Raw genomic sequence first — 13203 nt, 5'->3', positions numbered from 1 at the left:
AAGAACTCACAGGCGCCGCGTGCATCACTGGATGCGCGCGTAATCGTTGACGTTTTTCGCGAGCAAGCTCGCTCCTACAAAAAGCAATGCGGCAATTCAGGATTCAAATAAAGCAGTGTTTTCATCCAACCATCCCTGCAACAACAGGGCGGCGGCGATGGCGTCCACGGGGTTGTCGCGGTAGCTGCCCTTTTGCCCGCCACGGTCACGGCGCTCACCCTTGGCTTCAAAGGTGGTGAGGCGTTCATCGTGGGTATAGAAGGGCAGGTTGTAGCGGCCATTGAGGCGGCGGGCGAATTTTTCGGCGCGCAGGCACATGTCGCTGGGGGTGCCGTCCATGTTCAACGGCAGGCCGACCACGACCGCATCGGGCTTCCACTCTTTAATGAGGGCTTCGACCTGGTTCCAGTCCGGCACGCCGTTCTGGGCTTTCAACGTGCACAACTCGCGGGCCTGGCCGGTGATGACCTGGCCGACGGCGACGCCGATCTGTTTGGTGCCGTAGTCAAAACCCAGGATCAGTCGCAAAGCCATCAGGCGTGCCCCGCCTGGCTGGTCAACAAGCTGAGGTTGACCCGCAGTTTGGCGGCAGCCGCTTCCAGGCGCAGTTCGCTGGGCGTGTTGAACAGGATGTCGGCATCGAAGGGGCACGTCAGCCAGGCGTTGCTGGCGAGTTCAGCCTCCAACTGGCCAGCTTCCCAGCCCGCGTAACCGAGGGTGATCACGCTTTGCTCGGGGCCCACACCGTCGGCGATGGCGAACAACACGTCCTGGGAGGTGGACAGCGACACACCGTCCAGGTCGACCGTGGCCTGGAACTTTGGCCCGGTCGGGTGCAGCACAAAACCGCGATCGGTCTGCACCGGCCCGCCGATGTAGATCGGCACGCCCTGGCAACGCGTGGGCGGATCGACTTCCGGGCGCAGTTGCTCAAGGATATCCGCCAGGTTCAGCTCTTGCGGGCGGTTGACCACCAACCCCATGGCACCATTGGCCGTGTGCTCGACGATGTAGGTCAAGGTCTGCGCAAAGTTCGGGTCGGCCATATGGGGCATGGCGATCAGGAATTGATGCTTGAGGTAGGTCGGGCTGACGTTTTTCATGTTCGATAGTGTGGCGGTGGAGGGGCGAACTGACAAGCTGGTGATGTGCCACAGGTGGCAATTGTCATCAATTGCTCGACAACCGATCGCCCTTGGCGAACTTCCAGGTGCGGATGATTTCCAGGCGGTCGACGTCGTTCAAATCACCGCTGAACGGCGCGAAAGGCGCGGCCAGGCGCACGATGCGCTGGGCGGCCTGGTCCAGCAGCGGCTGGCCGGACGACTCCAGCACCTGCACTTCATACAACGTGCCGTCGCGGTTGATTGAAACCAATAGACGCAAATTGCCGTAAATCTGCTGGCGCCTGGCTTCTTCCGGGTAGTTGAGGTTGCCGATGCGCTCGACCTTCTTGCGCCACTCATCTTTGTACCAGGCACCTTTGTCGCGCATGGTCGAGGCGGCGTTGAGCCTATAGATGCGCGGGCGCTTGGCGTACAACTGTTGTTCGTTTGCCAGTTCGGCTTCGAGGCTGGAGATTTCGTCGGACAGGGTCGAGCTGTCGAAGGTCGGCGCTGGCTTTACGGGCTCGGGCGTGGGTTCGGTCTTGGTCTTTTCGCGCTGGGTCGGGGCTTTTTGCGGCTTGGGCGCGACGGTGGTCACCGCAGCCTTGGGCGCGGCCTGCTTGACCTCCGGCTTGGGCACCGGCGGCGGGGTGACTTTATTCACCTTGTTGTCCTGGAACGGCGCCACTTCGGTGGTCTTGGGCACGGCTTTCTTATCGAGGGTGCCGCTGCCTTGCTGATTGTCCTGGGCGAGGAAGTCAGCCTTCTCGGGCTTCTTTTCGCTCTTGAACGTGGCCAGGGTGATTTCCAGGGTTTTGCTGATCTGCTTGGGCTCGACCATGGTGAAACCCACGCCGAGGATCAGGGCCAGGTGAATCAACGCGGCCAGGAACAGGGTAAATCCGAGCCGATCAGCCGGGCGCACGCCGCTGGGGGAGAGTTCGGGGGGCAGGTCGGACGGGAGTGTCATGACAAAAAAACCAACATCGCGCGTTTCACAGGTGGGGCATGATAGCGCAATGTTGGTGCGTGTCCGGCTGTTCTATGTCACTTGGCTTGTAGCTTTCGCTCAATGGCGGCCATCAACATTTCGCCGATGTTCGTGCCAAATGCGTTGTCGATCTCGCGAATGCAGGTCGGGCTGGTGACGTTGATTTCAGTCAGGTTCTCGCCGATCACGTCCAGGCCGACAAACAGCAGGCCCTTTTCACGCAGGGTCGGGCCGACCTGGGCGGCAATCCAACGGTCCTTGTCCGACAGCGGGCGGGCTTCACCACGACCACCGGCCGCCAGGTTGCCGCGGGTCTCGCCGGCTGCCGGGATGCGCGCCAGGCAGTAATCCACCGGCTCGCCGTCGATCATCAGGATGCGCTTGTCGCCGTCCTTGATCGCCGGCAGGTAGGCCTGGCCCATGATCTGCTGGGTGCCCAGGGCGGTCAGGGTCTCTAGGATCACTGACAGGTTCGGGTCGCCTGCGCGGTGACGGAAGATCGAGGTGCCGCCCATGCCGTCCAGCGGCTTGAGGATCACATCGCCATGTTTGGCGGCGAATTCACGCAGCACATCGGCGCGGCGGCTGACCACGGTCGGCGGCGTGCACTGTGGGAACAGGGTGGCGAACAGCTTTTCATTGCAGTCGCGCAGGCTTTGCGGCTTGTTGACGATCAGCACGCCAGCGCGTTCGGCCTGTTCCAGCAGGTAGGTGGAGTAGACGAACTCCATGTCGAACGGCGGGTCCTTGCGCATCAGGATCACGTCCAGATCGCTCAGCGGGCTGTCGATTTCGTCCTGCAATTCGAACCACTTTTCAGGGTTGGCAAATACCTGCAGCGGGCGCATGCGCGCGCGGGCTTCGCCGTCGCCCTGGTAAAGATCGCGCTGTTCCATATAGAACAGGGTCCAGCCGCGGGCCTGGGCGGCCAGGAGCATGGCCAGCGAGCTGTCCTTTTTATAGGAAATGCTGGCGATAGGGTCCATGACAATGCCGACGCGAACGCTCATGGGGGATTTCCTCTAGCAAATAAGGGCGCATAAAAGTGGCGTCAGAGTGGCGCTGCGGCTGTTGTGGGTCAAGGAAAAACCACCTGGCCGGTTGCTCGATAGATTGCGCCCGGAGACTGTGCTAAAAAGACTGCCACGGCGCAGCAGCCCTTGAATTCCAAGGCTTGCGGCGCTCATCCTGTGCAACATCAGGCAGTACACACCGAAAACCGATTCGCTGTGGCGATGGCAGAGCAGATATGGAACAGCATTCCAACGCCTTGAGAGTGATGGTGATCGATGATTCGAAGACGATCCGCCGCACCGCTGAAACCTTGTTGAAGAACGTAGGGTGCGATGTCATCACGGCCATCGACGGTTTCGATGCCCTGGCCCGGATTGTTGATCATCACCCGCATATTATTTTTGTCGACATCATGATGCCGCGCCTGGATGGCTATCAGACCTGCGCGCTGGTGAAGAACAACCCGGCGTTCAAGTCGATCCCGGTGATCATGCTGTCGTCCAAGGACGGCCTGTTCGACAAGGCCAAGGGGCGCATCGTCGGTGTCGATCAGTTTTTGACCAAGCCTTTCAGCAAGGAAGAACTGCTGGGCGCGATCAAGGCCTACGTGCCGGGGTTCGCCGCAGTAGAACAAGCACACTGACACCGCCTCACAAGGGCTGGCGTCCACCTATGTAGTGGGGAAAACCATGGCACGTGTTCTGATCGTCGACGATTCGCCGACCGAAATGTACAAACTGACCGGCATGCTGGAAAAGCATGGCCACCAGGTCCTCAAGGCCGAAAACGGCGCGGACGGTGTGGCCCTGGCCCGCCAGGAAAAACCCGATGCTGTGCTGATGGACATCGTGATGCCGGGCCTCAATGGCTTCCAGGCCACCCGCCAGCTGTCCAAGGAGCCGGAAACCAACGGCATCCCGATCATCATCATCACCACCAAGGACCAGGAAACCGACAAGATCTGGGGCGCGCGCCAGGGCGCCAAGGATTACCTGACCAAGCCGGTGGATGAAGAAACCCTGATTGCCACCCTGAACAAGGTGCTGGCCGGCTGACGGTTTGCCATCATGACCGAGTCGCAAACCGCCTTCGAGCTGCTGTTGGACATCGACCGCCGCTGCCGCCTGCTGGCCGCTGACCTGCCGTCCCAGGAAACCCGCCTGCAACGCTGGAGCGGGATTGGCTTTCGCCTGGGCCAGCACTGGTATGTGGCGCCCATGGGCGAAGTCGCCGAAGTCCTGCATGAGCCGCGTTGCACGCTGATGCCCGGAGTCAAGGCCTGGGTCAAGGGCGTGGCCAACCTGCGTGGGCGCCTGTTGCCGGTGATGGACTTGGGTGGGTTCCTCGGCCTTGAGTTGTCCAAGGCGCGCAAGCAACGGCGAGTGCTGGTGGTGGAGTTCAACGACTTGTTTGTCGGGCTGCTGGTCGACGAGGTAGTGGGGATGCAGCATTTCGCACAAGACGCCTGGCGGGCGAACGCTACGCCTGACGTATCGTTTATCCAGGGCCGGTTCGACGGCGATCCGTCGTGGCAGGTGTTCAGCCCCTTTGCTCTGGCCCAGGCCCCTGGCTTCATGGATGTTGCCGCATGACCACCGCTACCGCACTCAAACCCCAGGCCGGCTCACGCAGCCGCTCGCAGATCATCGTGCTGTTCATCGCACTGATCGTGTTCATCATGTTGCTGTTCGCCAACTTCGCGTACCTCAATACCCAGTCCACCTACGACAAACAGTACATCGGCCACGCCGGTGAGCTGCGCGTGCTGTCCCAGCGCATCGCCAAGAACGCCACCGAAGCCGCCGCCGGCAAGGCTGCGGCGTTCAAGTTGCTGGGCGATGCGCGCAACGACTTCGCCCAGCGCTGGGGCTTCCTGAAAAAAGGTGACCCGGAAACCGGCCTGCCCGCCGCGCCAAGCGCGGTGCGTGCCGAAATGCGCGCGGTGCAGACCGACTGGGAAGCACTGCTGAAAAACACCGACGCGATTCTCGCCAGCGAGCAGACCGTGCTGTCGTTGCACCAGGTGGCCGCGACACTGGCCGAAACCGTGCCGCAACTGCAAATGGAATCGGAAAAGGTCGTCGATATCCTCCTGCAACGTGGTGCCCCGGCGAGCCAGGTGGCCGTGGCCCAGCGCCAGTCACTGCTGGCCGAACGTATCCTTGGCGCGGTGAACACCGTGCTGGCCGGCGACGAAACCGCCGTGCAGGCCGCAGACGCCTTTGGCCGTGACGCCAACCGCTTCGGCCAAGTGCTCAATGGCATGCTGCAGGGCAACCCCGGTTTGCGCATCACCCAGGTCGAAGACCGCGACGCCCGCGCGCGTTTGGCGGAAATCGCCGAACTGTTCGAATTCGTTTCCGGCTCCGTGGATGAAATCCTCGAGACCTCGCCACAGTTGTTCCAGGTGCGGGCCTCGGCGAGCAATATCTTCAACCTGTCGCAAACCCTGCTCGATGAAGCCTCGCACCTGGCCACCGGGTTCGAAAACCTCGCCAGCGGGCGCAGTTTTGACACCATCGGCGGCTATGTCCTGGGCCTGCTCGCACTGACCTCAATCATTTTGATCGGCCTGGTGATGGTGCGCGAAACCAACCGCCAATTGCACGAAACCGCCGAGAAGAACGAGCGCAACCAGAATGCGATCATGCGCCTGCTGGACGAAATCGAAGACCTGGCCGACGGCGACCTCACCGTGACCGCCTCGGTGACCGAAGACTTCACCGGCACCATCGCCGATTCCATCAACTATTCCGTTGACCAATTGCGCGACCTGGTCGCCACCATCAACCTCACCGCCGGGCAAGTCGCCGGTGCCGTGCAGGACACCCAGGCCACCGCGATGCACTTGGCCCAGGCCTCGGAGCACCAGGCCCAGCAGATCGCCGAGGCGTCCACCGCGATCAACCAGATGGCCCAGTCCATCGACCAGGTCTCGGCCAACGCTGCCGAGTCCTCGGCGGTGGCAGAGCGCTCGGTGGAAATCGCCAACAAGGGCAACGAGGTGGTGCATAACACCATCCATGGCATGGACAACATTCGCGAACAGATCCAGGACACCGCCAAGCGCATCAAGCGCCTGGGTGAGTCGTCCCAGGAGATCGGCGATATCGTCAGCCTGATCGACGACATTGCCGACCAGACCAACATCCTCGCCCTCAACGCTGCTATCCAGGCCAGCATGGCCGGCGACGCCGGGCGTGGTTTTGCGGTGGTCGCCGATGAAGTGCAGCGTCTGGCCGAACGTTCGTCTGCGGCCACCCGGCAGATCGAAACGCTGGTGCGGGCGATCCAAGCCGACACCAACGAAGCGGTCATCTCCATGGAGCAGACCACCACCGAAGTGGTGCGCGGCGCGCGGCTGGCCCAGGACGCCGGGGTGGCGCTGGAAGAGATCGAAGGCGTGTCGAAGACCCTGGCGGCGCTGATCCAGAGCATCTCCAACGCAGCGCAGCAACAGACTTCATCGGCCGGGCAGATATCGCTGACTATGAACGTGATCCAACAGATCACTACCCAGACCTCGTCGGGGTCGACGGCCACCGCCGAAAGCATCGGCAACCTGGCAAAAATGGCCAGCCAACTGCGCCGGTCGGTGTCGGGTTTCACCTTGCCGCCACCGAAGCAGGTCGACGATTGAAATGCAGTGCCAATGTGGGAGGGGGCTTGCCCCCGATAGCAGTGGGTCAGTCACCCAATCTTTGACTGATGCATCGCCATCGGGGGCAAGCCCCCTCCCACATTTGATCTCTATCTGTCTTGAGATCTCGTACCACCAGCAACCCACGAATTCTAAGCGGAGCAGTTATGGTTGATCGGCACGACTACGTGGCCCTCGAATGGGTCAAGGGCGACATTGCCGAAACCCTGAAACAGGCCCGTTCGGCGCTAGACGCGTACGTCGAAACCTCAGACGCCGAAGCGATCAGCGAGTGCCTGGCGTGTGTCCATCAAGTGCATGGCGCGTTGCAGATGGTCGAGTTCTACGGCGCGGCGCTGTTGGCGGAAGAAGTCGAAGCGCTGGCGCTGGCCCTGCAAGCCGGGAGTGTCGGTCAGCGCGACGAAAGCATCCGCCTGCTGCAACAGGCCCTGACTCAATTGCCGTTGTACCTGGACCGCGTGCACAGCGCCCGCCGCGACCTGCCGCTGGTGGTGTTGCCACTGCTCAATGACCTGCGCAGTGCGCGCGGCGAAAGCCTGCTGTCGGAAACCAGCCTGTTCAGCCCGCAACTGCTGACCATCGCGGCGCTGCCGGATGAGGCCCTGGCCCAACGCGCGGCGCCCGACCTGAAAGAGCAATTGCGCCAGTGGCACCAGCTTTTGCAGCAGGCGCTGGCCGGGCTGCTGCGTGAAGACCATGGCCCCAGCAACCTGGAAGACATGGCGCGGGTGTTCGCACGCCTCGAGGCACTGTGCCAAGGCGCGCCGCTGTTGCCGCTGTGGCAGGTCACCTCGGCGCTGGTCGAAGGCATGCTCACCGGCGTGATCGCCAACAGTCCGGCGTTGCGCAGTCTGCTCAAGGCCAGTGACAAGCAACTCAAACGCCTGCTGGCCCAGGGCATCGGCGGGATCAACCAGCCGGCGCCGGATGAATTGCTCAAGAGCCTGCTGTTCTATGTGGCCAAGGTCACCCGTCCGACGCCGCGCATGCAAAGCCTCAAGGAACGCTACGGCCTGGATGAAGCCTTGCCTGACAGCGCGGTGGTCGATGCCGAACGCGCCCGTCTGGCCGGACCGGATCGCAACGCCATGGGCTCGGTGCTGGGCGCCTTGTGTGAAGAGCTGGTTCGGGTCAAAGAACGCCTCGATTTGTTCGTACGCAGCGACCGCCAGCACACCAGCGACCTTGATGCACTGCTGGCGCCGTTGCGGCAGATCGCCGACACCCTGGCGGTGCTGGGCTTCGGCCAGCCGCGTAAAGTCATCATCGACCAACTCGCCGTGGTGCTGAGCCTGGTCCAAGGCCAGCGCGAACCCAATGACGCTGTATTGATGGATGTCGCCGGCGCCTTGCTCTACGTCGAAGCCACGTTGGCGGGCATGGTTGGCACCGTCGAACCGGAAAGCCGCGAAGAAAGCCGCTTGCCCACCACCGACCTGACCCAGATCCACCAGTTGGTGATCCGTGAGTCCTGCCAGTGCCTCAAGCAGGCCAAGGAACTGGTGATCGACTGCATCGAAGCCGATTGGGATCGCCAGCGCCTGGAGTCCTTGCCGGAGCTGCTGAGCCAGGTGCGTGGCGCCCTGGCGATGATCCCGTTACCCCGCGCGGCAAGCCTGATGCGCGGCTGCACCGATTACGTCGACGAGCAGTTGATGGGCAACGATGCACCGCCTTCCGAGATGCAACTGGCGCATTTCGCCGACGTGATCAGCAGCCTGGAATATTACCTGGAGCGCATGCTCCAGGACCCGGATGCGGCGGGTGAGCGTGTGCTGGAACTGGCCACCCAAGGCTTGGCCGCACTGGGTTACCTGCCCGCCGAAAAACCCTGGCGCCAGGCCCTGGTCGTACCGGATGGCGCGCTCTCGGCCGAGGTTACGCCGAGCCAATCGCAGTTCGACGCACTCGCCAGCCCAACGTCGCGGCTGAACCCGCCGGCCCTGCAGCGCCCTGGCAGCCTGTTGCCGCCGCCGGCCGATGAAGAGCCTATCGATGATGAACTGCGCGAAGTCTTCCTTGAGGAGACCGACGAAGTCCTCGAGGTGCTGCACCGTTACCTGCCTAACAGCGCGGACAAAACCGCCCAGGCCGAAATGCGCCGCGCCTTCCACACCCTCAAAGGCAGCGGGCGCATGGTGCGCGCCCTGGTCTTGGCGGAGTTGGCCTGGGCTGTGGAGAACCTGCTGAACCGTGTGCTGGAACGCAGCGTGACCCTCGGTCCGGATGTGCAGCAGGTGCTGGATGAAGCGGTGGCCTTGCTGCCGGAGTTGATCGCTGACTTTGCCATCGACGACCAGCGTCAACGCGATGAAGTCGACGCCCTGGCCGCCCGTGCCCACGCCTTGGCCAGCGGTACACCCGCGCTGGCCGCCGAGCCTCATGATCCGATGCTGCTGGAGATTTTCCGCAACGAAGCCCAAAGCCATCTGGACAGCCTCAACCACTTCCTGCAACAGGCCGCCGAGCATGTACCGCTGCAAGTCAGCGATGAACTGCAACGCGCCCTGCACACCCTCAAGGGCAGCGCCTATATGGCTGGCGTGCTGCCCATTGCCGAGCTGGCGCGCCCGCTCGACCACCTGACCCGCGAGTACAAGGCCCACCGCCTGCCGCTGGACCTGGACGAAGTGGAGTTGTTGCTGGAAGCCGAAGGACTGTTCCAGCGGGGTCTACGGGATCTGGAGAGCGATCCCCTGGCGCCGATCAACGGTGCAGAGGACTTGATCAGCCGCACTCAACGTTTGCTGGATCAGCAGCTTGAAGCGCTGCTCGACGTGCGCATCAAGCGCGATCCACAACTGATCGCCAACTTCCTGGCCCAGGGCATGGACATCCTGCTCGACGCCGAAAGCCTGCTGCGTCGCTGGCAGCAACACCCCGGCGATCGCCAGGAGCTCACTGCGCTGCTGGATGAATTGACCACGTTGGGGGAGGGCGCGCACGTTGCCGACCTGTACGCCATCGACGCACTCTGCGAAGCCTTGCTCGACCTGTACGGCGCCGTTGAGGAAAGCAGCCTGGCGGTCAGCGAGCGGTTTTTCCATGAGGCCGAACAGGCCCATGAAGCGCTGATCAGCATGCTCGACCAACTGGCCGCCGGCCAGGAAATCAGCCCGGCGCCGGCCCGTGTCCAAGCCCTGCATGAGCTGCTGGATGAAGCCCTCGACCCGTCCGCCACCGGCCTGATCAAAAGCGATGGCAGCCGTGCGCTGAGCATTGCCGAACTGGGTGCCGCCACACAGCAGTTGGATCACCAAACGGCGATGGACGACGAGATCGTCGAGATCTTCCTCGAAGAAGCCGTGGACATCCTCGACAGCGCCGGGCAGTCGCTCAAGCGCTGGTTGCTGGAGCCCGACAACGCCGCGCCGCTGTCGTCGTTGCAACGCGATCTGCACACCCTCAAGGGCGGTGCGCGCATGGCTGAAATCGAGCCGATTGGCGACCTGGCCCACGAGTTGGAATGCCTGTATGAAGGGCTGGTGGACCGCCGCTACAGCTACTCTGCCGAACTGTCCCACGTGCTGATGGCCAGCCATGAGCGCCTCGCCTTGCAGCTTGAAGAACTGCACCATCACCAGCCTCTGAGCGATAGCGACGAGCTGATCGCCAGGGTGCGCGCACTGCGCCAAGGCAGCGCGCCAGCAGCACCGGTCGCCGCGCCGCCGGCGTCCGGCGCCGACCCTGAGCTGCTGGATATCTTCCTCGAAGAGGCCGCAGACATCCTCGACAGCTCCAGTGCTGCGCTGTCGCGCTGGCAGGCCGAGCCCGGCAATCGCCAGGAAGTGGAGACCCTGCTGCGCGACCTGCACACCCTCAAGGGCGGCGCGCGCATGGTCGAGATTGCGCCCATTGGCGACCTGGCTCATGAGCTGGAATTTCTCTATGAAGGCCTGTCCGCCGGATTGCTCGCGCCATCCCCGGAGTTGTTCGCGTTGCTGCAAGGCTGCCATGATCGCCTGGCGCAGATGATCGACGCGGTGGCGGACGGCTTGCCGGTCGGCTCGGTGGACAAGCTCATCGAGCGCATCAAAAGCCTGGTGCACCCGAGCGATGAGCCCGTGACGCCATTGGCGTTGCCGGCGGGCAAGGCGGAGGCCGTCGTCGATCCGATGGCCGACATGGTGAAGATCTCTGCCGAGCTACTCGACGACCTGGTAAACCTGGCCGGTGAAACCTCGATCTTCCGTGGCCGCATCGAACAGCAAGTCAACGACGCACGCATCGCCCTGACCGAAGTGGAAACTACGATTGAGCGCATGCGCGACCAACTGCGTCGCCTCGACACCGAAACCCAGGGCCGCATCCTCAGCCGCCAGCAAGCCGAGGCCGAGCGCCTGGGCTATGAAGACTTCGACCCGCTGGAAATGGACCGTCATTCGCAGTTGCAGCAACTGTCTCGCGCGTTGTCCGAATCCGCCTCTGACCTGCTCGACCTCAAGGACACCCTTGAGCGCCGCAACGAAGACGCCCACGATCTGTTGCAGCAGCAGGCACGCATCAACACCGAGTTGCAGGAAGGCCTGATGCGCACGCGCATGGTGCCGTTCGAGCGCATGCTGCCGCGCCTCAAGCGCATCGTGCGCCAGGTGGCGGGTGAGCTGGGCAAGGACGTGGAATTCGTCGTCGGCAACGCCGAGGGCGAGATGGACCGCAACGTACTGGAGCGCATGGCCGCGCCGCTGGAGCATATGCTGCGCAACGCCGTCGACCACGGCCTGGAGTCCCGCGATGCACGGCTGCTGGCCGGCAAGCCCGAGAAAGGTCGCATCACCCTGGACCTGACCCACGAAGGCGGCGACATCGTCTTCGACATGCGCGACGACGGCGCGGGTGTGCCGCTGGAGGCGGTGCGGCGCAAGGCGATCAAGCGCGGTTTGCTCGATCCCAATCAGGAGATCAGCGACCGCGACGTGTTGCAGTTCATCCTGCAACCGGGCTTCTCCACGGCGGAAAAGATCACGCAGATTTCCGGGCGTGGTGTGGGCATGGACGTGGTGCATGAGGAAGTGCGTCAGTTGGGCGGTTCGATGTTCATCGACTCGACGCCGGGTATGGGCGTGCACTTCCGTATTCGCCTGCCGTTCACCGTGTCGGTCAACCGCGCGCTGATGGTGCAATGTGCGGACGACCAATATGCGATCCCGCTCAACACCATCGAAGGCCTGGTGCGTGTGTTGCCCCATGAGCTGGCCGGGCACTACCAGCAAGATCCACCGCGTTATGAATACGCCGGCCAGCGTTACGAGCTGTTTTACCTGGGCGACCTGTTGCACACCGTCAGCCGCCCGAAACTGTTGGGCCAATATCAGCCGGTCCCGGTACTGCTGGTGCAATGCAACGAGCGGCGCGTGGCGATCCATGTGGACGCCATGGCCGGCACGCGGGAAATCGTGGTCAAGGGCCTGGGGCCGCAGTTTGCCGGCGTGCAGGGCCTGTCGGGCGCGACGATCCTGGGCGACGGTCGCGTGGTGCTGATCATCGATTTGCTCGCGCATATTCGCGCACGCCAGCCGGCCTTGCCGGCCCAGTCAGTGGATGCGCCACTGATCCTCAACGACCCGCTGAAAAAGCGTCCGTTGCTGGTGCTGGTGGTGGACGACTCGGTCACCGTGCGCAAAGTCACCAGCCGCCTGCTGGAACGCAACGGCATGAACGTGCTCACTGCCAAAGACGGCATCGACGCCCTCGCCGTGCTGGAAGAGCACAGCCCGGACCTGATGCTGCTCGACATCGAAATGCCGCGCATGGACGGCTTCGAAGTCGCCACCCAAGTGCGCAACGACCCCCGGCTGATGCGCCTGCCGATCATCATGATCACCTCGCGCACCGGCCAGAAACACCGCGACCGCGCCATGGCCATCGGCGTGAATGACTACCTCGGCAAGCCGTACCAGGAATCGGTGCTGCTCGAAAGCATCGCCTACTGGAGCAAGTCCCATGCTTGACCACCGCACCAGCCAACTCACCGGCCTGCTGCTGCCCCTGGCCGACCGCCATCTGGTGCTACCCAACGTCGCCATCGCCGAACTGATCGACTTTCAGCGCGGCGAACCGGCCAGCGATGCACCGCCGTGGTATTTGCGGCAAGTGACCTGGCGCGACAGGCAAATCCCGCTGATCAGCTTTGAAGCGGTGTGCGGTGAAGCCAGCGTGACCGGCGAACGCTCGCGGATAGTGGTGTTGAACGCGTTGGGCGGGCGGCCGACGCTGAAGTTTATTGCGCTGGTGATCCAGGGGATTCCCCGGTCGTACAAGCTTGATAGTGAATTGAGCTACGTGGACGTGCCGCTGTGCCCGCTGGAGCTGGCGGCGGTGCAGGTGGGCGAGCATGTGGCGAAGGTGCCGGACCTTATGGGGCTTGAGGCCCTGCTGGTCGAATCCGGTTTGGCATAGATCCCTGTAGGAGCCGGCTTGCCGGCGATGAC

General features: G+C 63.0%; 10 protein-coding genes. 6 read left to right on the top strand and 4 right to left on the bottom strand.

Annotation, left to right across the window (positions count from 1 at the left end):
- Window positions 1-96: 96 nt before the first annotated feature.
- The 4 genes from ruvX to gshB all read right to left on the bottom strand — a co-directional run bounded on the left by ruvX (window position 97) and on the right by gshB (window position 3107).
- Window positions 97-534: a Holliday junction resolvase RuvX gene (gene ruvX / locus RB216_RS27470; protein ID WP_003195067.1), complete on the bottom strand. Its 438-nt coding sequence runs from the start codon at window positions 532-534 to the stop codon at window positions 97-99.
- Window positions 534-1103, bottom strand: coding sequence for a YqgE/AlgH family protein (locus RB216_RS27465; protein ID WP_028618299.1), 570 nt, complete (start codon window positions 1101-1103; stop codon window positions 534-536). Before RB216_RS27465 ends, ruvX begins: the two co-directional genes overlap by 1 nt.
- 67 nt (window positions 1104-1170) lie before the next feature.
- Window positions 1171-2076: an energy transducer TonB gene (locus RB216_RS27460; protein WP_028618298.1), complete on the bottom strand. Its 906-nt coding sequence runs from the start codon at window positions 2074-2076 to the stop codon at window positions 1171-1173.
- A gap of 77 nt (window positions 2077-2153) precedes the next feature.
- Complete coding sequence (gene gshB, locus RB216_RS27455; protein ID WP_028618297.1) at window positions 2154-3107, bottom strand: glutathione synthase; 954 nt, start codon at window positions 3105-3107, stop codon at window positions 2154-2156.
- A 239-nt stretch (window positions 3108-3346) separates the two neighbouring features.
- Here gshB and pilG point away from each other — a divergent pair, with 239 nt between their 5' ends.
- The 6 genes from pilG to RB216_RS27425 all read left to right on the top strand — a co-directional run bounded on the left by pilG (window position 3347) and on the right by RB216_RS27425 (window position 13171).
- Window positions 3347-3754: a twitching motility response regulator PilG gene (gene pilG, locus RB216_RS27450; RefSeq protein WP_010564379.1), complete on the top strand. Its 408-nt coding sequence runs from the start codon at window positions 3347-3349 to the stop codon at window positions 3752-3754.
- Window positions 3755-3800: 46 nt separating this feature from the next.
- Window positions 3801-4166 (top strand): twitching motility response regulator PilH, encoded by a 366-nt coding sequence (gene pilH / locus RB216_RS27445; protein ID WP_014720320.1) that lies wholly within the window; start codon window positions 3801-3803, stop codon window positions 4164-4166.
- Between the two features lie 12 nt (window positions 4167-4178).
- Complete coding sequence (locus RB216_RS27440; RefSeq protein WP_028618296.1) at window positions 4179-4703, top strand: chemotaxis protein CheW; 525 nt, start codon at window positions 4179-4181, stop codon at window positions 4701-4703.
- On the top strand, window positions 4700-6751 hold the full coding sequence (locus RB216_RS27435; RefSeq protein ID WP_028618295.1) for a methyl-accepting chemotaxis protein: 2052 nt from the start codon (window positions 4700-4702) through the stop codon (window positions 6749-6751). The genes RB216_RS27440 and RB216_RS27435 overlap by 4 nt, the downstream gene beginning before the upstream one ends.
- A 167-nt stretch (window positions 6752-6918) precedes the next feature.
- Window positions 6919-12723, top strand: a complete 5805-nt coding sequence (locus tag RB216_RS27430) for an Hpt domain-containing protein (protein WP_308908095.1) — start codon at window positions 6919-6921, stop codon at window positions 12721-12723.
- Window positions 12716-13171 carry a chemotaxis protein CheW gene (locus RB216_RS27425; RefSeq protein ID WP_010207210.1) on the top strand — a complete coding sequence of 152 codons (456 nt, stop codon included), beginning with the start codon at window positions 12716-12718 and terminating at the stop codon, window positions 13169-13171. Before RB216_RS27430 ends, RB216_RS27425 begins: the two co-directional genes overlap by 8 nt.
- Window positions 13172-13203: the final 32 nt, after the last annotated feature.

Source organism: Pseudomonas canadensis (assembly GCF_030980095.1).
In the GTDB taxonomy this organism is placed as follows: Bacteria; Pseudomonadota; Gammaproteobacteria; order Pseudomonadales; family Pseudomonadaceae; genus Aquipseudomonas; species Aquipseudomonas canadensis.
The sequence above is the reverse complement of the archived record's forward strand: the minus strand, read 5'-3'. Positions and strand labels throughout refer to the sequence as shown.